The sequence below is a fragment of the Citrobacter sp. wls711 genome, assembly GCF_005281055.1.
GTDB lineage: Bacteria > Pseudomonadota > Gammaproteobacteria > Enterobacterales > Enterobacteriaceae > Citrobacter > Citrobacter gillenii.
Map to the genome: position 1 here is coordinate 1 of NZ_SZXC01000003.1, position 21,227 is coordinate 21,227.

General features: G+C 52.5%; 16 protein-coding genes. 5 read left to right on the top strand and 11 right to left on the bottom strand.

What is annotated here, in order from left to right; all coding sequences use genetic code 11:
• Positions 1–848: 848 nt before the first annotated feature.
• The 10 genes from iolB to FDW98_RS00320 all read right to left on the bottom strand — a co-directional run bounded on the left by iolB (position 849) and on the right by FDW98_RS00320 (position 14,121).
• Positions 849–1,667 carry a 5-deoxy-glucuronate isomerase gene (iolB, locus tag FDW98_RS00275; protein WP_096756057.1) on the bottom strand — a complete coding sequence of 273 codons (819 nt, stop codon included), beginning with the start codon at positions 1,665–1,667 and terminating at the stop codon, positions 849–851.
• Between the two features lie 9 nt (positions 1,668–1,676).
• Positions 1,677–2,567 (bottom strand): myo-inosose-2 dehydratase, encoded by an 891-nt coding sequence (gene iolE, locus FDW98_RS00280; protein ID WP_096756056.1) that lies wholly within the window; start codon positions 2,565–2,567, stop codon positions 1,677–1,679.
• A 14-nt stretch (positions 2,568–2,581) separates the two neighbouring features.
• Positions 2,582–4,486: a 5-dehydro-2-deoxygluconokinase gene (gene iolC / locus FDW98_RS00285; RefSeq protein ID WP_096756055.1), complete on the bottom strand. Its 1,905-nt coding sequence runs from the start codon at positions 4,484–4,486 to the stop codon at positions 2,582–2,584.
• Between the two features lie 12 nt (positions 4,487–4,498).
• Positions 4,499–5,632, bottom strand: coding sequence for a Gfo/Idh/MocA family protein (locus FDW98_RS00290; RefSeq protein WP_096756054.1), 1,134 nt, complete (start codon positions 5,630–5,632; stop codon positions 4,499–4,501).
• Between the two features lie 10 nt (positions 5,633–5,642).
• Positions 5,643–6,671: an ABC transporter permease gene (locus FDW98_RS00295; RefSeq protein WP_096756053.1), complete on the bottom strand. Its 1,029-nt coding sequence runs from the start codon at positions 6,669–6,671 to the stop codon at positions 5,643–5,645.
• Positions 6,672–6,682: 11 nt separating this feature from the next.
• Positions 6,683–8,230, bottom strand: a complete 1,548-nt coding sequence (locus FDW98_RS00300; protein ID WP_096756052.1) for a sugar ABC transporter ATP-binding protein — start codon at positions 8,228–8,230, stop codon at positions 6,683–6,685.
• A 153-nt stretch (positions 8,231–8,383) separates the two neighbouring features.
• A complete protein-coding gene (locus tag FDW98_RS00305) occupies positions 8,384–9,313 on the bottom strand; it encodes a substrate-binding domain-containing protein (RefSeq protein ID WP_096756051.1) in 930 nt (309 codons plus the stop codon).
• 38 nt (positions 9,314–9,351) lie between these two features.
• Positions 9,352–10,338: an inositol 2-dehydrogenase gene (gene iolG, locus FDW98_RS00310; RefSeq protein ID WP_096756050.1), complete on the bottom strand. Its 987-nt coding sequence runs from the start codon at positions 10,336–10,338 to the stop codon at positions 9,352–9,354.
• A gap of 340 nt (positions 10,339–10,678) precedes the next feature.
• Positions 10,679–12,604 (bottom strand): 3D-(3,5/4)-trihydroxycyclohexane-1,2-dione acylhydrolase (decyclizing), encoded by a 1,926-nt coding sequence (iolD, locus tag FDW98_RS00315; RefSeq protein WP_096756049.1) that lies wholly within the window; start codon positions 12,602–12,604, stop codon positions 10,679–10,681.
• 11 nt (positions 12,605–12,615) lie between these two features.
• Entirely contained in the window at positions 12,616–14,121 is a 1,506-nt protein-coding gene (locus FDW98_RS00320) for a CoA-acylating methylmalonate-semialdehyde dehydrogenase (RefSeq protein WP_096756048.1), read from the bottom strand.
• A gap of 292 nt (positions 14,122–14,413) precedes the next feature.
• Here FDW98_RS00320 and FDW98_RS00325 point away from each other — a divergent pair, with 292 nt between their 5' ends.
• Positions 14,414–15,268 (top strand): MurR/RpiR family transcriptional regulator, encoded by an 855-nt coding sequence (locus tag FDW98_RS00325; RefSeq protein ID WP_096756047.1) that lies wholly within the window; start codon positions 14,414–14,416, stop codon positions 15,266–15,268.
• Positions 15,269–15,427: 159 nt separating this feature from the next.
• Here the strand turns inward: FDW98_RS00325 and FDW98_RS00330 are convergent, their stop codons facing one another.
• Positions 15,428–16,897 (bottom strand): PLP-dependent aminotransferase family protein, encoded by a 1,470-nt coding sequence (locus FDW98_RS00330; protein ID WP_096756046.1) that lies wholly within the window; start codon positions 16,895–16,897, stop codon positions 15,428–15,430.
• Positions 16,898–17,022: 125 nt separating this feature from the next.
• On the opposite strand from FDW98_RS00330, the gene FDW98_RS00335 reads away from it, so the two are divergent.
• The 4 genes from FDW98_RS00335 to FDW98_RS00350 all read left to right on the top strand — a co-directional run bounded on the left by FDW98_RS00335 (position 17,023) and on the right by FDW98_RS00350 (position 21,160).
• Positions 17,023–17,481, top strand: coding sequence for a GNAT family N-acetyltransferase (locus tag FDW98_RS00335; protein WP_096756045.1), 459 nt, complete (start codon positions 17,023–17,025; stop codon positions 17,479–17,481).
• A gap of 450 nt (positions 17,482–17,931) precedes the next feature.
• On the top strand, positions 17,932–19,071 hold the full coding sequence (locus FDW98_RS00340; RefSeq protein WP_096756044.1) for a hypothetical protein: 1,140 nt from the start codon (positions 17,932–17,934) through the stop codon (positions 19,069–19,071).
• Between the two features lie 773 nt (positions 19,072–19,844).
• The gene (locus FDW98_RS00345) at positions 19,845–20,264 is read left to right on the top strand and encodes a hypothetical protein (protein WP_096756043.1); all 420 of its coding nucleotides are present in this window, start codon (positions 19,845–19,847) and stop codon (positions 20,262–20,264) included.
• Positions 20,261–21,160, top strand: a complete 900-nt coding sequence (locus FDW98_RS00350) for a bestrophin family protein (protein ID WP_096756042.1) — start codon at positions 20,261–20,263, stop codon at positions 21,158–21,160. The genes FDW98_RS00345 and FDW98_RS00350 overlap by 4 nt, the downstream gene beginning before the upstream one ends.
• The last annotated feature ends 67 nt before the right edge of the window (positions 21,161–21,227 follow it).

Genomic DNA, 21,227 nt, shown 5'->3' on the forward strand with positions numbered 1-21,227 from the left:
TCAGGGTGCGAATGACTATATCTCGCTCACAGCAGACTGTAACGCCTGTACCTGTAACCTGCGGAGGTGAACAGTAAAGTGTTCACTGTTCACCGGGTGTTCACGCCCTAATACATTGAAAATAAATAATAAAAATCAGAAGTGAACAGTGTGAACAGTTTTCACCAAAAAAACTTTTTACCCCCCCATCATCACCATCGTATTGTGGTGATTGTCGCCGAAAACAGGCCAGAGATGCGCTGAGGTGAAGAGTTGACTGTTCACTCTTCACCAACTAATCACCATCTATCATTTTGATATTAAAAAGAAAAATAAGGATATGAACAGTGTGAATAGTTTTTCTAAAAAAAGTTTCTTCCTTGATGTGGACTGTTCAGAAACAGGTCTGTTCAACTAAAAGAAGGAATGCAACAAACCACCATTGGTATACGCTTAGGTATACCGATAAAAGTTGAATTAATAAAAACCCAATAAAAACATAACATTAATTATTTTATTCAAATTCCGCCAGCCCACCAAAATTCTCCATCGGTGATTACCAGAGTCATCCGATGAAGTCCTAAGAGCCCGCACGGCGTAAGCCCTGCGGGCTTTTTTGTGCCCTCAGTTTGTCCCGCGAAGTCTGATGCCAACTAATTAAATCCGAACCTTTTAGGCACCTTGTTAGGCACCTCATAAAGCTTTATTGTTTTTGAGGTGCCTAAAACTATGGAAACCCGGCAATGGCAGCTTTTTGCACCGATCATGTCATTGCTCTAGGATCCAAGACAATGACCCAATAAACAGATTTTCCAGAGAATAAAAGCAACTAACGTTCGCTGATAACCATAATCACCAAACTCATTCCCCTATTTATCCGCAGGATAATCGCTGTTAATCCATGCATGGTCATCTTCCCAGGTGAACATCCATTGACGCACCGGACCGGCCATCACGTTCAGGTAGTAACTGTCATAGCCTGCCAGGGTGGCCACCGGATGATAGCCCTTCGGCACCATCACCACATCGCGGTTGTAGACTGCCATACACTCATCGAGCGTCCGGTCGTCGGTATACACCCGCTGCATGCAGAACCCCTGCTCCGGGTTGAGGCGATGGTAGTACGTCTCCTCAAGATAGGTTTCCTGTGGGGGATTGTCGGTATCGTGCTTATGGCTCGGGTACGAACTGGTGCATCCCTCATTGGTCCAGACCTCGACCACCAGCATGCTGTCGGCAGGTTTGTCTTGCGGCAGAATGTTATGCACATAGCGCTGGTTATTTCCCTTGCCGCGCGCTTCACCGTCGATATCCTGCGGGGCGATCAGTCGTGTCGGGTACGTGCCCTTCCCCGGCGCAGCGCACACCGCCAGCTCAAGCGTCGTCAGCGCGGTGACCTGTACAGCCTCCTGAGAGGTCACGTAAACCGCCCACGGCTTGATGCGCTCAAAGGGGCTCATACGCTCGCCGATGTCGGTAAACGTTGCCCCTGGCGTGCTGATGGTCGCGCGTCCGGCCACCAGCACCAGACAACGTTCTTCGCTGACGGCGGGCAGCGTCAACTGCTGCCCCTCCGCCAGTTCATACGCCTCAAAGCCCACATATCCCCAGCCCGCCCCTTCCGGCGTCACCGACTGGGTACGCCCTTGCACGTTCGGCGGCTGCCAGGGTGATAATAAACGTGACATGTCGCCTCCTCAGATAAGCCCGGCATCCCGCGCCAGACGGCTAAGATTGTTATAGCCCAGACGTGCATAGGTCAGCGGATGCGCAATAGCCGGATCCTGCTCTGCCTCCACCACCAGCCAACCCTGATACTGATTTGCCTTTAGCAGCGCCATTATCGGCGGGTAGTCCACGCAACCGTCGCCTGGCACGGTGAAGACGCCGCTCAGGACCGCGTCGAGGAAGCTGGTTTTACGGTTTTTCACGTCGGCCAGCACGTCGGCACGCACATCTTTGCAGTGAACATGATTAATACGTGATGCCCAGCGCTGCGCCACCGCCAGCGGGTCTGCACCGGCAAATGTCAGATGGCCGGTATCCAGCAGCAATCCCACCTCATTGCCAGTATGCGTCATCAGATTATCCACATCCTCAGCGGACTCAATCACTGTCCCCATATGGTGATGATAGGCAATCTGTACGCCCTGCTGCTGGGTATAGCGGGCAAACTCGGTCAGCTTCTCACCGTATTCCTGCCAGCGCTCCTGCGGGAATCGCGGACGCAGATGAACCGGCGTCTGCTGCTCGCCATGAATACAGCCGCTCACTTCAGCGAACACCAGCACCTTCGCACCCAGCTCACGTAGCAGCGTCAGGTGTGACTGTACGGCGGCAATTTCTTCCTCCACGCTGCGCTCCAGCAGACGACCGGAATACCAGCCGGAAACCAGCTGCAGGTCGTGGCGTTGCAGGATCGGCCCCAGCAAGCGCGCTTCACGCGGGAATTTATTACCTAGCTCGAACCCGGCAAACCCGGCCTCTTTGCCTTCGCTTAGACAGGTATCAAGCGACGTCTCAGCACCGAGTGAAGGAAGATCGTCGTTGGTCCATGTCAGTGGATTAATGCCTAATTGTACCGTCATTCTCTTCTCCTGAATTATGCGTGTCCGCGCTCGCGCCACCAGGCGATAAGCTGCAGGTAGTTGTCCCGAATACGCGCCACCAGCTGCGCATCGTCGATATCGTGTTTCAGCCAGGCGCGGGAGGCATCGCCAAATAATGTCCGTCCCACGGCAAACCCTTTTACCAGCGCCTGACCCGCAGCGGCTTTGAAATCAGCACGGAGCTGATCGGCCGGCGCATCAAGCCCTAAAATGACTACCCCACGGCAGTGCGGATCGCGACGCGCAATGATCTCGCTCAGCGCCGTCCAGCCCGCAGAAGAGAGCGGCGGTAGCTTCCACCAGTCGGGGTAAATCCCCAGGTTATAAAAGCGGGAAATGGCCCGCAGATAGAGCTCATCGCTGCGTGGCATGCTGGCGGGCAGGATCACTTCCAGCAGCAGTTCATGCCCGGACTGGCAGCACGCGTGGTACACCTCCGCGACTTTTTGCTCCTGCTCCAGACGCAGGGCGTGAGCATCTTCCGGATGGAAAAAGACCAGGCATTTCACCACGTGTTCCTGCGGCCAGCTGATCAGTTGCGTGCCGATATTGCCGTGCTCCATCTCCAGCGGACGCGAGCCCGGCAGTTCGATGGGGCGGCCTATCCACCACCCTTCACCGGTGATGGCATTCAGCGCATCCTGACCAAACGTGCCGTCGCACAACAGCCCGGCTTTGCCATCCAGCCCGGCGCAACTCGCCGCTTCCCGGCTGGCCTGTAAGATCAGCTGTTTTAGTGCCGGGATGCGTTTTAGCGAAGCGCCACACTGCAAGGCCATCTCTTCAAGCTGGCTGCGGTGATCGAAGGCCATCACGCACAGTTCCGGCCATTCCCGACGACGCGTCGTGACGCGGTGCAGATGGTTAAGACGCGGGTCGATATCCGGGCGTGGCACCGTGTCAGCCCGAGATAAATAATCATCCAGCTCCAGTTTGCTCGGCATAGCCGGGGCACAACCGTGGCGCGATACCACCAGTGCGCCGCAGGCGTTAGCATAGCGACAGGCCTGCTCCCAGCCTTCATCGTTAAGGTAGCCACGCAGCAGGCCGGACATAAACGCATCGCCCGCGCCCAGCACGTTGAGCACCTCCACGCGCACGCCGGTCACCGTCAGGCCGTCATCCAGTCGCGGTGGAATGGCGTCGGTGTATACCGAACAGCCGAGCGCCCCACGTTTGCAGACCAGCGTCGCCTTACTCACTGCCCGTACCTGTGCCAGCGCCTGCAGCGTATCGGTGCTGCCACCGGCAATATGAAACTCCTCCTCGGTACCGACAATCACATCAAAAAGATGCAGTACGTCCTGCAACTGACGCGTTACCTGCTCGGCGGCAATAAAGCGGGTTTCGCCGTCGCCTAATGAGGTCAGCCCCCATAGCACCGGGCGATAGTCGATATCCAGTGCCGTACGCACACCGTGACGGCGGGCATATTCGAGCGCGGTCAGCACCGCGTCGCGGGTTTGCGGGTGAGAAAGATGGGTCCCGGTGATGGCCAGACAGCGAGCAGACGCGATGTACTGTTCATCCACATCGCTGGCGACAATCGCCATATCCGCGCAGTTGTCACGGTAAAAAATGAGAGGAAAGGTGTCCCGGTCTTTAATGCCGAGTAGTACCAGCGCCGTCAGGCGTTCTTTATCCGTTATCAGGTGGCTGGTATCGCATCCTACCTGGTGTAATTCTTCGCGCAGAAAACGGCCCATATGCTCGTCACCCACGCGCGCCAGCATTGACGAGCGCAGCCCCTGGCGCGCCGTGCCGTAAGCCACATTACCTGACGAGCCGCCAAGGTATTTAGCAAAACTGGAAACATCTTCCAGACGCGCACCTATCTGCTGACTGTAGAGGTCAACCGCCACGCGGCCCATGCATATCACATCAAACTGCTTTTCCACGTTGATACCTCTTCAGACAATATCGTTCACGTTCAGCCAGCGGCCTTCCCGGTGTGAGAGCGCAATGGCGTCCAGCACGCGCGACACCTTCCAACCCTCTTCGAAGTCCGGCCACATCGGCACATCGGCGGCGATGCCGTCGACCAGATCACGCACTTCCACCGTTTTCTGGTCGTTAAAACCGATACCGTGCCCCGCCCCCAGGCAAAATGCGGCATAGTCCGGATGCGCAGGCCCCACCAGCAGCGTACGAAATCCCTGGCGATTCACCGGATCGTCATGCAGATAGAGCTTCAGTTCCGCCATACGCTCCTGAGTAAAACTGATGGTCCCTTTGGTCCCGGTTATCACATACGAAAGCCCCATTTTGCGCCCGCAGGCGACGCGAGAAGTTTCAATCACGCCCTGTGCACCGCCCGCAAAACGCACCATCGCGTGCGCCTGATCTTCGTTTTCCACCGCCACCTTTTGCGATGAACCGGCCTGCGCCGGGCGTTCCGGCACCACAATCTTCAAATCACCGCAGACCTGTTGAATATCACCGACCAGATACTGGGCCATGTTGACGATATGCGCAGCCAGATCGCCGAGCGCTCCCAGCCCTGCGGTCTCTTTAAAGCAGTGCCAGTGAATGGGCGAAAGTGGGTCGGCCATATAGTCTTCGTTGTGGGTGCCGTAGAAGTGGATCACCTCGCCAATCTCACCGCGCTCGACGATCTCTTTCGCCAGCTTCGCCGTCGGGTTTTTCATGTAATTAAACCCCACCAGCGTTTTCACCCCGGCCCGCTTCGCCGCTTCAACCATCTCGTGAGCGTCACGCGCATTGAGCGCCAGCGGCTTTTCCGAGTAGACGTGCTTGCCGTGGCGAATCGCCTCCAGCGCCATCTCTTTGTGCAAATGATTGGGTGAACAAATATCCACTACATCAATGGCCGGGTCGGCCACCAGCGCGCGCCAGTCCCCGGTTGAACGGTTAAAGCCAAACGCCTGCGCCCGCTGCGCCGCCAGCTCCGGCGTGACTTCGGCAACCATTTCGCGCACCAGCTTGCCGCGCAGGTCGAACACCGTCGGCGCCTGGGCATAGGCGATGGCGTGCGCCCTGCCGATATACCCGGTGCCAATCAATCCAATGCGTACCTCTTTCATTATTTATCCCTCACAATGCGCCGCGACGGCTCTTGGCATAGGTGTCGAACGCCACCGCCAGAACGATAATTAACCCGGTAATAATTTGCTGGTAGTAAGCTGAGACGTTCATCAGGACCAGGCCGTTAATCAGAATACCCATGATGATTGAGCCGATAATGGTGCCGCCGATCCGCCCGTATCCGCCCATTAACGACGTTCCGCCGATCACCACCGAGGCGATAACGCGCAGCTCAAACGAGATCCCGGCCACCGCCTCAGCGCTGCCCAGACGCGCGCTGAGAATGAAGCCCGCCAGCCCGGCAAGACAGCCAATCAGCACATACACGCTCACCAGTACCCGTTTGACGTTGACCCCCGCCAGACGCGCCGCTTCCGGGTTGCCGCCAATGGCGTACACAAAGCGACCCCAGCGGGTTTTATGCAGCGCCAGATAGCCGCCGATAGCCACCAGCGCGAAGATCCAGATAGGAATGGAAATGCCGAGCAGCTCGCCGCGTCCCCACCAGCGGTAGCCCGCATCGAAACCGGCGATCGGCGCTCCGTCGTTTACCACCAGCGTCAGGCCGCGCCAGATGGTCATCCCACCGAGGGTGACGATAAACGGCGGCAGGCGCAGGCGAGTCACGCCGAGTCCGTGCAGAAAGCCAATCGCGGTGCCCATCGCGAGGCAAATTCCCAGCCCAACCAGCCAGCTCAGGCCGCCCCAGGCGTTCGGGTCAACGGTGGTAAAGTTGTCGCCCTTAATCACATACGCGGCGGTCATGGCGCAGACCGCGAGAATGGACCCCACCGACAGGTCGATCCCGGCGGTCAGAATGACAAAGGTCATCCCTACGGCCATGATCCCGTAGATCGACACTTCGGTCAGAATGTTGAAAATATTACGTTCAGAGAGAAAATTGCTGTTCTGCAACTGGAAGAAAATCAGCAGCAGGATCATAAAAATCAGCACGCCGAAGCGCTCAAAAAAGGCGATGGGATCGAGGCGTCCGGCACGTTTACCCGGAACCTGCGTTTTAGAAATCATCTGCGTCATGAGAAACTCCGTTATGCCGCGTTCAGGGCGTTGTGGTTGATGGCCATCATCGTCATCAGCCGCTCGTCGTTGGCGTCATCGCCGTGGATCTCGCCGGTCACACGACCTTCACTCAGGGTGATTATCCGGTCGGAAACCGCCATTACTTCAGGCAGATCGGAGGAGATCACTATCACCGCCACGCCCTTTTTCGCCATTTCAAACAGCACCTGATGCACCTCTGATTTAGTGCCGACATCAATGCCACGCGTCGGCTCATCGACGATCAGCACGCGGGGATTGAGCGCCATGCAGCGCGCCAGAATCACTTTTTGCTGGTTGCCACCGGAGAGCTTGCGCACTTCCTGGGCGCTGTTGACCATTTTGATCTGCAGCGCCTGGCGATAAGCCTCAATCAGCGCATCCTCTTTGCGGGTGTTGACGAACCAGCGCCAATGCAACAGAGAAGAGAGGCTGGAGAGCGACAGGTTGTCGCGAATCGACAACCCCAGCACCGCGCCCTCTTTTTTGCGATCTTCAGGGACCATCGCCACGCCCTGATCCAGGGCATACAGCGGATCGCGCGGCAGGTACGGCACGCCATCCAGTTCAAAGGTGCCAGAGGTAAAGGCGTCGGCGCCAAACAGACAGCGCGCGACTTCAGTGCGCCCGGCGCCCACCAGCCCGGCAATGCCTAACACTTCTCCGGCATGGACGTGAAAGCTGATGTCATGCAGCGCAATGCCGTGCGGATCCAGCGGCGGTTTTACGCGGCTTAGTCCCTTGATCGCCAGGCGGACAGGTTTGTCCTGATGATGGGTTTCACTCGGCGGGCGACGATTAAACGCCACGTCACGCCCAACCATCAGGCGGATCAGCTGTTCTACCGTGGTCTGGGCAACCTCGCCGCTGCCGGTAAAGCGGCCATCCTGGAAAACGGTAAACCGATCGCAGAGTTGGAACACTTCGTGTAGACGGTGGGTGACATAAATAATGCTCACACCGCGGCTTTTGAGCTCCCGCACCACCCGATGCAGGCTTTCCACTTCGCTGTCGCTCAGTGCGGCAGAAGGCTCATCCATGATGATCAGCTTCGCATTGAGGGTCAGCGCACGGGCAATTTCCACCATTTGTTGTTGTGCCACGCTCAGGCGAGCCACTGCGGTGGTTGGCGCCACGTTCAACTGCAGATAATCCAGAATCACCTGCGCTTCCTGATTCACCGCCTTTTCATCAACAATCAGATTGCGTTTGCGCGGTTCACGTCCGAGGAACATATTCTCGGCGACGGTCATATTCGGCAGCAGGTTAAATTCCTGATAGATAGTGATAATGCCCTTGTTCTGCCGCTCAACGGGGGAATCATCCACCGGCAACGTTTCACCGTTGAACCAGATATCACCGCGAGTTTGCGGCTGCGCGCCCGCCAGCGCCTTCAGCAAGGTCGATTTTCCTGCGCCGTTTTCACCCAGCAGCGCGTGAATCTCACCTGCCCCAACGGTCAATTGCGCGCTGCTCAGCGCCCAGACGCCGGAAAAACTTTTTGCCAGGTCGGTCACATTCAGTAAGGGTTGCGACATCAGCCTGCTCCTCCTTTAGAGTGAGCCGCCGAAAATCATTCAAGTTGCATCAAGGCGGCAAGTCTGAGAATCCCCAGGAGCTTACTCAAGTAAGTGACTGGGGTGAGCAGATGCAGCCAACACAGAGGCAGCTTGAAGGATGACGTGTATAAATTAGTTACCGGCCTCGTTAATACGCTCAGCCTGCTGCAGGGTCTCTTTGGTGATAAGCGTTGGCGGATAGTCCGCGCCGGTGATCGGCTTCTTCTCACGCACGTTGGCGACCAGCTGGCTCATCGCCGTGGTGACCGCAAAGCCAGGACGCTGATCCGCCGTCACCGCCATCCAGCCATCACGCACACGCGCCAGCGCTTCCGGCACCGCATCGAAGCCCGTTACCAGCACTTCACCGGGTTTCATCCCCTGGGCTTGCAGCGCTTCAATGGCCCCCAGCGCCATGTCGTCGTTAGCGGAGAGGATCACCTGCGGACGTTTCGGCAACGAAGGCAGCACGCTCTCAACAATGCGCATCCCTTCAGAACGCATCCAGTTACCCGTCTGATCGGCGACGATCTTGTACTTTTCGCCACCCGCTTTCAGGCTGTCGCGAATACCCTTGGTCCGTTCAATGTTGGAAGACGATCCCGGCTGGCCGGTGAGCAGAATAATGTCCGCCCCTTCAGGGAATTTGGTTTTCACAAAGTCGCCAATCACCTGGCCACCTTTGTAGTTGTTGGCACCGAAGTGCGGCACTTTCTTCTGGCTGTCAACGGAGCGGTCAAGCGTGACAACCGGCAGTTTTGCATCCTGGATTTCATCTACCGCGCTGGAGACGGCGTTAACATCATTGGGGGAGACGATAAATCCCTGCGCCCCACGGGTGATGGCGTTTTCCAGGTCAGCGACCTGCTTCGGCGAGCTACCCTGCCCGTCAAGAACCTGTAGATTTACGCCCATCTCTTTTGCGGCTTTCACCGCCGTACGCTGCATGTGGACTTCAAACGGCATCGCCAGGTTTGGCGTACTGAACACGATCTGTTCGTTTTCAGCCATTGCTGTCCCGGAGGTCATGGCGATGAGGACAGCTAAGATCAGTTTTTTCATTATTATGTCTCTCTGTGTAGGGGGGTTGGGTATAACAATCAGAGGAGAACTTCACGCTGGCTGTGCAGGGATTCCAGCGCTTTATCCGCGAGGTACAGCGCACGCTCACCGTCATCACCGCTGCAATCCGGGACCGCTTCGCCACGCAGCACGGCCACAAAATGTTCCCATTCCGCGGCATAAGCTGATTTGTAGCGTTGCAGGAAGAAATGTTCCGGCAGGGCACTGGTGCAGCCGGTCTTGCCATAGTGCTGCACCTGATTTTCCAGAATGTTGCCCGCGCACAGCAGCCCTTCAGAGCCGTGCAGCTCCAGGCGCTGGTCATAACCGTAAGCAGAGCGGCGGCTGTTGACGATGGTCGCCATCGCGCCGGAAGCATATTTCAGGACGATAAATGCGGTATCGATGTCCCCGGCTTCACCAATCGCCGGGTCGACCAGGTTGCTGCCCTGGGCGTATACCGAGACCGGCTCTTCTCCCATGATAAAACGCGCCATATCAAAATCATGGATAGTCATATCGCGGAACATCCCGCCGGACACACGGACATATTCAGCCGGCGGCGGTGACGGGTCGCGGGAAATGATCAGCAGGGATTCCGGCTTACCGATACGCCCGGCCAGCACATCCGTTTTCACGCGGCGAAACTGCGGATCGAAGCGGCGGTTAAAACCGATAAACAGCGGTACGTCGTACTCTTTGACCACTTTCAGGCAATCGCGAACGCGGGCCAGGTCCAGATGTACCGGTTTCTCGCAGAAGATGGCCTTACCGTGACGGGCAGCCAGTTCAATCAGATCCGCGTGGGTATCCGTGGCGGAGGCGATCAGCACGGCATGAACGTTCGGGTCAGTCATCGCCTCATCCAGGCTCTGCAGACGGGCCTGATATTGCGAGGCAAGACGGGTGGCAAATTCCTGATTCGGGTCGACAACGGACCAGAGTGTGGTGGCACTGTGACTGGCAATGTTAGCTGCATGTACCTGGCCAATTCGGCCAGCGCCCAGTAAAGCAATGTTAAACATAACGGCTCCCGGTGTTGGTGAATGCGATGAACTAACGACACTATAAATAAAACATTTATTTCATTTTTATAAATAGTGAAAATTATGTTTTTGAGTGCAGGTTAACACTTTTGAGATAAGTGAGACAAAATCTGTTATCAATATCACAACATCAACGGGTGCCAGATAGGGAAATTCGCCCTCTTCCGGTCGGGAAGAGGGCAACGTGTAAAAAACTAGGAGAAATGAAATGAAAATTTCGTTATGGCGGATTGCCGGATGGCGGTGCTAACGCCTTATCCGGCCGTTAACCATAGTCCGTAGGCCGGGTAAGCGCAGCGCCATCCGGCATGACTCTACCTCAGTACTGACGGGCGTTTTTCAGCTGCGTTAGCGTCTGTTCTGCGGCCTGGCGTACCGCAGGTGATTCAGCCATCTGCGCATCGCCGGTTCGCCACCATGAGGCGTAATCATGGGTCATGGTTTTCGGCAGTACTTTGATGTCCAGCAGCGTCGGGCCGGGATGCGCACGTGCCGCCGCCAGCGCCGCCAGCAGGCTTTGCTCATCATGAACCTTCCACGCACGACAGCCGTAGCTTTCGGCATTTTGGGCAAAATCGACCTTCACCAGCGACCCGTCCAGCCGCCCGGTTTGCGGGTTGCGATGGCGATTTTCGGTAGCAAAACTGCCCATCCCATGGCCCATCTGCAGATTGTTAATGCAGCCAAAGCTGGCATTATCAAACAGCAGGATGGTGACTTTTATGCCCTCCTGCACGGCGGTCTGCAGCTCAGAGTGCAGCATCATGTACGAACCATCGCCCACCATGGCGTACACTGGCTGCTGTGGTTTTGCCAGCCTGGCCCCGACGGCGGCGGCAATCTCGTACCCCATACAGGAATAGCCGTATTCCAGGTGATAGCTGTCCGGCGTTTTAACTTGCCAGAGTCGCTGTAAATCCCCCGGTAACGAACCGGCCGCGCCCACCACAATGGCGTTATCTTCAATATGCTGGTTGATAAGCCCCAGTACCCGCGTCTGGGTCAGGCGGGTGTTGAGCGTGTCGCCATATTCCGCCAGTTGCGCATCAAGATGCCCTGCCACTTCGGGCGCATCATCAGGACGCCAGTCGCGCGTCCATAAACGCTGGCACTCTTCGCGCCAGGCCGATTGCGCGACAGCAATCTCATCTCCCCAACGGCTACGATACGCCGTCATGGCCTGCGTTAACGCGGTCAACCCGGTTTGGGCATCGGCAATCAGCGCGGTAGCATCCAGCTTTAAAGCGTCAAATTCCGCCACGTTCAGCAGCAGAAATTCCACGTCCGGGTGCGAGAACAAGGCTTTCGAACCGGTGGTAAAGTCGGTGAGACGTGTGCCAATGCCAATAACCAGATCGGCCTGGGTTGCCAGTTGATTCGCCGCCATACCTCCCGTCACGCCGATACCGCCCAGGTTAAGTGGGTGGTCACTTACCAGCGCGCCCTTTCCGGCCTGGGTTTCAGCAAACGGCAGATGCAGCGTCTCGACAAACGTACGAAACGCCTCATGTGCGCCGGCGTAACGCACGCCACCACCGCACACCACCAGCGGGCGCTGTTTACGCGCAATCAGCGCCCGGGCCCTCTCCAGACGCTGAGGGTCAGGCGGTCGGCGTTCAATGTAGTGAACACGGCGCGCGAAGAAGCTAAGCGGATACTCCCAGACCTCACCTTGCACATCCTGCGGCAGGCAAATCGTCACTGCGCCAGTATCTGCGGGGTCAGTAAGTGTTCGCATCGCACTTAACATTGCGCTCATTAACTGCTCTGGACGGTTAATACGATCCCAGTAACGAGAGACCGGACGGAAGCAGTCGTTGGTGCTGATGCTAAGATCATGATACTGCTCAATCTGCTGTAATACCGGGTCCGGCTGGCGGCTGGCGTAAACATCCCCCGGCAACAGCAGCAGCGGAATGCGGTTCGCCGTGGCGGTTGCCGCCGCCGTCACCATATTGGCCGCTCCGGGACCTACCGACGATGTCACGGCCCAAATACGCTGTCGGCGATGCTGTTTGGCGAACCCTGTCGCCATATGCGCAATTCCCTGCTCATTACATCCCTGCATCACCTTCAGATGCCCGGCATCCTGCTCCAGCGCCTGGCCGATTCCGAGCACATTACCGTGACCAAAGATGGTCGCCACGCCCTCCACGAAGGGCGTTTCATGTCCATCAACGCAGACATATTGTTGATTGAGGAATTTGACCAGCGCCTGGGCCATGGTCATACGTTCGGTTTGCATAGCGCCTCCTGTCAGCCCAGCGTCGGCATGGAGAACGCCGCGCCCGTGTCCTGCTGCATTTCCGGCCAGCGTGCGGTGACGGTTTTCATTCGGGTGTAGAAACGCACGCCGTCGTTGCCGTGAACGTTGAGCGCACCAAAGATAGAGCGTTTCCAGCCGCCAAAGCTGTGGAACGCCATCGGGACCGGGATCGGGACGTTTACCCCAACCATCCCGGCCTGAACCTCTTCGCAGAAACGACGCGCGCAGCCGCCGTCACGGGTGAAGATAGCCGTGCCATTACCATATTCATGACGGTTAATCAGTTCCACCGCGCTGGCGTAATCTGCTACCCGCACCACAGAAAGTACCGGTCCAAAAATCTCTTCTTTATAGATGGTCATCTCTGTCGTGACCTTGTCGAACAACGTCGGCCCGACAAAGTAGCCCTGCTCATGACCTTTGACGCTAAAGCCACGACCGTCAACGCGCAAACGGGCACCCTGAGATTCACCGCTATCAATATAGCCGAGTACTTTACTGCGGTGCGCCGAGGAGATCAGCGGTCCCATTTCATTTTCCGGCGTCTGGTCCAGGCCCGGCCCGACGCGCAGCGCCGCAATCTGTTGTTCCAGTCGGGCGCAGAGTTCATCTGCCGTTTTATCGCCGACGGCCAGGACGACGGAAAGCGCCATGCAGCGTTCCCCTGCCGCGCCATAAGCTGCGCCCATAATGGCGCTGGTGGCCATCTCCATGTCGGCATCCGGCATTAAAATACAGTGGTTTTTTGCCCCACCGAGCGCCTGACAGCGTTTACCGTGAGCCGATGCAGTTTGATAAATGTATTCGGCTATGGGGGTTGAACCGACAAAGCTCACGGCCTGAACCCGCGGGTCGGTCAGCAGCACGTCTACCGACGCTTTATCGCCCTGAACCACGTTGAACACACCGTCCGGCAGCCCCGCCTGTTGCAGCAGTTTTGCCAGTTCGAGCACCAGAGAAGGATCTTTTTCCGACGGCTTCAGCACAAAGGTGTTGCCGGTCGCCAGCGCGATGGGGAACATCCACATCGGCACCATCGCCGGGAAGTTAAACGGCGTGATCCCTACGCACACACCGAGCGGCTGCATCAGCGAGTGGCTATCGACGCCCGTTCCCACGTTGGCTGAGTGCTCACCTTTTTGCAGGTGAGGAATCCCACAGGCAAACTCCACCACTTCCAGACCTCGGGTGATTTCGCCGACGGCATCAGAGAACACTTTGCCATGCTCTTCGCTGATTAATCGGGCAAGTCGCGTCATGTTCTCTTCCAGCAAAGCCTTAAAGCGGAACATCACTCGCGCACGCTTTAGCGGAGAATGCCGCGCCCATGCAGGAAAGGCTTCATGCGCCGCCGCAACGGCCTGCTCGGTTTCCTGTACCGTACTCATCACCACCTGGCGGATTTGTTCGCCGGTGGCTGGGTTGAAGATTGCCTGCACACGCTGGCCTGAACCGGTGACACATTCGCCGTGAATAAAATTCGCTACCGTCTCCATCCTTAACCTCTCGCTGTTGATACGTGGCTGTTACCTGAACACTGTTCTCTGTGTACTATATATGAAACAAATATTCCATTTTAAGTTGAAATAAAACAAATATTGATTAATGTGATCAAGGGTGGATTTTTATGTTAACAAGCAGCATTGCCAGAATAATCTGGCTATCCGTGTATTTCACGCGAAGAGAGGATTGAAGCTTTTGTTTCATTTTTAACAGCAATTGAATCATCAACGTTTAAAAGACGCGGCTTTGCGTTTAGAATCATAAAACGATGTAACAGGAGGTAAAATGACGACAGCAACCAGCCTGAACGAGCTGCAGCAGCAAATCCGCGATCGCTACGATAGCCTGAGCAAGAGGCTGCAGCAGGTGTCCCGCTATGTGCTGGATAATACCAATAGCGTGGCCTTCGATACGGTTGCCGTCATTGCCGAGCGTGCCGGAGTACCGCCATCGACGCTGATCCGCTTTGCTAATGCCTTTGACTTCTCCGGTTTCAACGAAATGAAACAGCTGTTTCGTATGAACCTGGTGGAAGAGACCGCCAGCTACAGCGACCGCGCACGACTGTTTCGTGAAATGGAAAGTGAAGCGGTGCCGGAAACCCCGCTGGACATCCTGCAGGAATTTGCCCGTTCGAATGCGCAGGCCTTACAGCAGCTGGCGGCCCGCGCTGAACCCGAAATGCTGGTACGTGCAGTACAACTGTTGGCAGATGCCGACACGATTTACATCGCTGGTTTACGACGCTCATTTAGCGTAGCCGCCTATCTTACTTATGCCCTGAGCCATCTTGAGTGCCGCCCTATTCTGCTCGACGGGATGGGGGGAATGCTGCGCGAACAGATAAACCGCATTAAAGCGAACGATATCGTAGTGTCGATTAGCTTCTCGCCTTACGCAGAAGAAACCGTCATGGTCAGTGAAACGGCAGCGAATGCCGGTGCTCGCCAGATAGTGATTACCGACAGCCAGATCAGTCCGCTGGCAACGTTCAGCGATCTCTGCTTTGTGGTGAAAGAGGCGCAGGTCGACGCCTTTCGATCGCAGTCTGCCACGCTGTGTCTGGTGCAATCGTTAGTGGTAGCGCTGGCGTACAAATTAGGTGATGGCAGCAACGAAAAAAGCCGTTCGGCTGGGTAAGTATGGCAACCAGGCCATTGAAAGGACGAACCTATCGCGACGAATGCCGGATAACAGGTATCTGGCACGTCGCGAGCGCAATCATCTTACGCGCTGATTTTGCATACTTGCCTTAACGGCGACGTTGCTCATTTCGCATAATAAAAACAGAAACGTCGGCTAAATGACCTGTGCCAGACGGCGAATACCGTCAACAATAGCCGCGGGTGGATGATTTGCAAAACCAATCATAACCCCTTGTCGAGCAGCTTCCCCATGATAATAATGGCTCAATGATTGTATTCCCATGCCAAGCATTCTGGCTTTTTCCTCAACATCTTTTCCCGTCAACGCATTATGCAGCCAGCACACAATATGCACACCGGAATCAGAAGGTTGAACAGTCATTTTATCGGCAAGATAGTATTGAATAGCATTGACCAATGCGGCCCTTCTCTCGTAACACGCCTTACGGATTCGACGAACATGACTGGCGTAGTGCCCATCTTCAATAAAACTCGCCAGTACAGCCTGCTCAAGATAGCTGGTTCCAATATCTGAAAAATATTTCGTCACGACAAACTGTTCTTTTAAACCGGGTGGGACCACTAAAAAGCCTAAACGAAACTCTGGGTACATCATTTTAGAGAATGTCCCGGCATAGATGACCCGCTGATGCTGATCTAATCCTTGCAATGCTTGCAAAGAGCGTTCGGCATAACGAAACTCACTATTATAATCATCTTCAAATATCCATGCCCGATTTAACTTAGCCCATTCCAGTAATTCAAGTCGCCGCGATGAACTCAGCGTTCCGCTCAATGGATATTGATCTGAAGGAACGACATAGGCCAATTTTGCGTGAGGAAAATGAGTAATACCATATTGAACATTCATTCCCTCGTTATCTACCTGCACGGGTCTTACTATTGCCCCTGTTGACATAAATACCCCACGCGCACCTTTATACCCGGGGTCATCCAGCCAAACTTCATTTCCTTTTGAAAGCAGCGCCCGCGCAGTAATATTTAATGCCTGCTGAATACCGTTGACGATGATAATTTGATCTTCACTGCAGTTAACGCCCCGAGTCGTTTTAATATAGTGGCAAACCGCTTTTCTTAAGGGATGAAAACCACAGGGACTGGTGTGAGAACCCAACTGATGCCGGGATTGTCTCCAGACTCGTCCCAGCAACTTTCCCCATAAGGTATGAGGGAAGAGGTCGGTACACCCCACGCCAATGGCGAAGAGTCGATTGGGTTCACGCCCTTCATAATCCCCTGACCACAAGTCGTGCACAGCCGCGATGTCGGCATTGACCTGCCCCTCTGACGGCAGCTCATCCTCCGGCCTCATTTTAGGATAGTCATTACTTATGCTTCGGTCAGGAATATTTTGTGTGACAAATGTTCCAGCACCTTTGCGTGTCAGAATATACCCTTCGTCTAATAAACGGTCATAACCGGCAATAACCGAGTTGCGTGAAATTGACATCATCTCGGACAATGCCCGGGTTGAGGGTATCTTCGTACCTGACGCTAAGCGTCCTTCCACAATAGCGTTACGCAGAGCATAATAGACCTGTTCCTTAATAACGCCTTTTGCTAAAAAAAGCTCCTGAAATAAAGGTGCCGTGTTTTTTTTCATGACGTTCACTCTTACGGTAAAAGTGGATCCTATCAATATATACAAAGTGTCTCTTTGCGGTGATTCATACATTATTTAGGATAACCACAATACAAAACACGCTAGCTAAACCTATCAGGAGAACTATGAGTAACCAAAATACTGATACACCCATTACTCTCGAGCCCGTCACACAACAAGACTACGCCAGCTGGCTTCCTCTATGGCTAAACTACCAGATTTTTTATCGCACTAACATTTCAGAAAAGGTAACACAATTAACCTGGGAACGTTTTCTCAATCCCGTGGAGCCCATTTTTTGTGCTGTCGCGAAGTCTGACGGTAAAATTGTCGGCCTGGTGCATTATCTCTTCCATCGCTCAACATGGTCTGAGTCACATTATTGCTATCTGGAAGATTTGTTTGTTAGCGAAGATGCCCGGGGCAAACACATCGGTAAGCAGCTTATCGAGTATGTTCAGCGGCACGCCCGTAAACGCCATGCTTCAAGATTATACTGGCACACCCATGAAACGAACCTTCGCGGGCAGCGCCTTTATGACTGGGTTGCCAGCAAAAGCGGGATGATCGAATATCGCATGTAAAATAAACGGCAGATGAGGCCATCTGCGGCTCTCTCACAGGGCCGCAGAAGCGAGGCCGCGCCGCTGGATAACCAGAGCCGTTAAGCACCTTATCCGCACGGGAAAACGACATATTCCTATATATTATAAGATGAATAATGCAAACAAATATTATTTTTCAATGTGTTGCCAATGTTTGATTTTTTATGAATTTTATTTCCATGACAAACTATCCTACACTTGTTTTTACGCATATATATAGCAGGAATATCCCATGAACGAACCGTCTGGATACCATCGTTCGTTGTGCAGAAAAAATACAAGCGATATGCATTTTCATACTTTCGGGTGATAACAATTTCGATCAAGCATTTTATTCATCATTTAAGGAGAGAAACAGGATACCAGAATTGCAACGCATGTTGCCTTGCTGGTAGTAAACGAAGCAATTGATTGATGGTGTAGAGTAAAATGAATCAAATACGAGAATCATTAAACAATGTTGTATTCCCGGATAACATGCCTGACTCCTGGCCCTATCAATCCTGGTGTTCCCCGGCAGATATTGACACCGATATTACCTGGTATTCTTTTACTGAGCTTGATTTAACACTCAACGCCTGGCTAGGACAAAACGCCTTAATCCCTGTGCGAGCATCTGTTTGGGGGTTTGTTTATGAGAATGAACCATTAGTCCAGATAAATATCAAAGATGATACTGCATTTATTGCAATTAACCGGAGATTCTACTCATGGGTAATTATTGTTGCAGGAACCTATAACTTAAATATCAGCCTCGATTTATCCACGATCTTTAAGCACACGGCATTAGCAGATACGGCTCTATGTATGATTGCCAATAGAGTTGATACTCAATCAGTAGACGTCTCACTGAACACAGCAAAATCTTTTATGAACTTTGTTTTCTTCCATGAGCTGGTTCATCTAATATGCAGTCATCATGCGTTTTTTCAGCACAATGGAAATCAGCAGTCCTACATCAGAACCATGGCGTTTATTGCTGATTTTTTAGCTTTCGAAAACTCATTTATGCCTTTAAGCGGTAATGACGCTACACACAAACGAAATAGAGATCTGGAAATCGGTACCGCCCGCTGCCTTGGTTTTATAATAGCTTCCTATTTCATCATCAAAACTAAACAAATGAACACCGTAAACGTCTACCCTACGGTAAATGAAAGAACTATCTTGTTACTGAGCTATATATTATCACCCTATTTAAAAAGAGGTGAGTGGGCAAACATGTTGTTGAAACATGAAGCCAGAGGAATAATGGATGCCTATACTCGACGAAGGAAATTAGGATTTAACCTAGACAATGATGATTGTATCATCTCTACTGATTACGCCACATGTCATTGCAACTGTAGTCAATGCAGTGCTTTCGCCACGGAGATATACACAAAGGCCAGATCATTAAATACCGAAGTATTAAATCATATGGATGTCTACGCTGAATGTTTCTCTAAGAGCAGAAGCATAATTACCTATCCAAATCTGGGGACGATAAACAATAAAAAATCTTATTTTTGTGGTTTAAAACACCCAATGTTATTTTCATTAGAGAATTCAATCAAGCGATTGATTTAGTCCACTTGAATGCATTAACGCCATGTGCAAACGACAAAAACTCATCAGCGCGGCACGCGAGGATGTTAACCCTAACTTCCAACTGCCTGCAGAATTGATTTTACGCATCGCCGCACAATGTGGCCGCGATGAAATCGCGGATGCGCAACCCATTAGGTCAGACGCATAAATCTTACCACTCACATCGTAAACCTGGAGATAGAGCCAAAATGACACCGCCCTCCCGTTGAAAAACCACATACAAAAGGAGTATATCCATACCGACGTTTATACTCCTGTGGTTGTTTTAATTTTACGCAACGCGTTCTACTACAGTAGGAAACGTCATCCCGTTGATTGAGATAATAATCATTAAGATCATCTTTAATACCATAATAAATACCACCAACTAATCATTATGGGGATATTAGAGATAAACAAAATGAGGCATGGCAAAAAATATACTACCCATGAATGCAATAGCGCATTTATCGCAGCAATGCAAAACTCTGGATTGATTATTAATGAACAATCAAAAACTACCCAATCGCCGTTATGTCCTGTATAGTTAGAAACGTTAAGCGTTTCTCTGCTGTCAGAACTTACTATAATTCTTTATTTTCAAGATATAGCTATGTTTTTGCATTAATTAAGAAAATGAGTTTAATAACACGCATATCTGACAACCCGTCATTTAATAAAAACGTTGCGTCAGAAGCATTAAAAATACTAAAAACATAAATTTTATACATGTGAATAATTCTCATATTTATTTATTGAGGTTTAGAGGTCCTATGTTACAAACAGATTTTCTCAAGAGCAGTGCCAGCATCATTCACAATAAAAAAGTGAAAATGGATAAGTACTGGAATACTTATACGATGTCACTGTTAAAGCAAATCGTACTCACTGAAAACACTTACTATCATCAGGTTGTCCCGTGCCAAAACAGCAGGTTGATGATCACGCTTTTTGGTAGCATTCAGTTTGATATCATACGCACAAGCAACTTCGGCAATGTCACGATTGATTATCAGTTACATGCTCAGGGGTTGGAACATTTGACCATTCCTTCCTCCAGCATCAATGAAGAAGGTCTGCTTGATGGTGTCATCCCTCTGTCAGATAAAACGAAAGTGTTTGAACACTACCTGACTAAACTAAAGCCTTTATACAGAACCTTGTCAGAAATATCGTTGCAGGATAACTCATGATTGTCAGACCCGAACAACATTGGCTCAAACTCTTATTTTCGTGGCGGGGTTCGGTCATGAAGAAGATATTGCCAAAGTTGTTCTTATTCTCCATGTTAAATGCCTTATATTTATTCATTATTCCGTTATGGCATATGCATGGAATAATCGCAAAAGAGAACCCGATTGCCTTTATTGGCATTTCTATTTCGATATTTCTTGGCTTCCGCAACAATGCGGCATGGATGCGTTACTCTGAAGCCAGAAATTTGTGGGGTAATTTATTAATTACGGCACGCTCATTAGTTCGTGAGATTAAAAACACCACACCGGCAACCCAGGCGGAAATACTCAGCGTCGTTCATTTACTCGTGAGTTACTGCTATGCTCTGAAATCTGCACTTCGTCATGAAAGTACACCAGAGATAGTGTCAAACTGTGCTCCACATCTGCGAGAACAACGTAACATAACCACCCCCTGCAATGCTCTTCTGCTGGAGATTGGCGCGTGGCTTCATCAGCATCGGCAGAACGATCTTAACTATCAAAACTTAAATCAGTATCTCAATACTATCAGTACTATTCAGGGCGGTTGCGAGCGTATCAGTAATACCCCGATCCCGTTTGCTTATACATTGATATTACATCGCACCGTCTATATTTTTTGTGCCATTTATCCGTTGCTTATTATCAATAATTTTGGCGCACTATCCGTGCTGTTTTCATTGTTTACCACCTATGCTTTACTTGCACTTGATGCGATTGCTGCAGAACTGGAAGACCCCTTTGGTTGCGAGGATAACGATCTGCCGTTAAATGCCATCTGTAATGCGATAGAAATCGATCTGCGTGAAATGGTCGGCGATACGTTATTGCCCGCAAAAGTTAGACCTGACAAATACTATCGACTCGTTTGATACGACACTATCAGACAGGCTTCGGGTTACGATGAAGATGGACTGACCCCACGCCCGTAGACAAATT

Excerpts from the sequence above, each read along its gene's own strand:
- FDW98_RS00335 (WP_096756045.1), top strand. The coding sequence starts at position 17,023 with ATGAGTAACCAAAATACTGATACACCCATTACTCTCGAGCCCGTCACA.
- FDW98_RS00350 (WP_096756042.1), top strand. The coding sequence starts at position 20,261 with ATGATTGTCAGACCCGAACAACATTGGCTCAAACTCTTATTTTCGTGG.
- FDW98_RS00325 (WP_096756047.1), top strand. The coding sequence starts at position 14,414 with ATGACGACAGCAACCAGCCTGAACGAGCTGCAGCAGCAAATCCGCGAT.
- FDW98_RS00295 (WP_096756053.1), bottom strand. The coding sequence starts at position 6,671 with ATGACGCAGATGATTTCTAAAACGCAGGTTCCGGGTAAACGTGCCGGA.
- FDW98_RS00320 (WP_096756048.1), bottom strand. The coding sequence starts at position 14,121 with ATGGAGACGGTAGCGAATTTTATTCACGGCGAATGTGTCACCGGTTCA.
- FDW98_RS00290 (WP_096756054.1), bottom strand. The coding sequence starts at position 5,632 with ATGAAAGAGGTACGCATTGGATTGATTGGCACCGGGTATATCGGCAGG.
- FDW98_RS00300 (WP_096756052.1), bottom strand. The coding sequence starts at position 8,230 with ATGTCGCAACCCTTACTGAATGTGACCGACCTGGCAAAAAGTTTTTCC.
- iolD (WP_096756049.1), bottom strand. The coding sequence starts at position 12,604 with ATGCAAACCGAACGTATGACCATGGCCCAGGCGCTGGTCAAATTCCTC.
- FDW98_RS00345 (WP_096756043.1), top strand. The coding sequence starts at position 19,845 with ATGTTACAAACAGATTTTCTCAAGAGCAGTGCCAGCATCATTCACAAT.
- FDW98_RS00340 (WP_096756044.1), top strand. The coding sequence starts at position 17,932 with ATGAATCAAATACGAGAATCATTAAACAATGTTGTATTCCCGGATAAC.
- iolE (WP_096756056.1), bottom strand. The coding sequence starts at position 2,567 with ATGACGGTACAATTAGGCATTAATCCACTGACATGGACCAACGACGAT.
- iolG (WP_096756050.1), bottom strand. The coding sequence starts at position 10,338 with ATGTTTAACATTGCTTTACTGGGCGCTGGCCGAATTGGCCAGGTACAT.
- FDW98_RS00330 (WP_096756046.1), bottom strand. The coding sequence starts at position 16,897 with ATGAAAAAAAACACGGCACCTTTATTTCAGGAGCTTTTTTTAGCAAAA.
- FDW98_RS00305 (WP_096756051.1), bottom strand. The coding sequence starts at position 9,313 with ATGAAAAAACTGATCTTAGCTGTCCTCATCGCCATGACCTCCGGGACA.
- iolB (WP_096756057.1), bottom strand. The coding sequence starts at position 1,667 with ATGTCACGTTTATTATCACCCTGGCAGCCGCCGAACGTGCAAGGGCGT.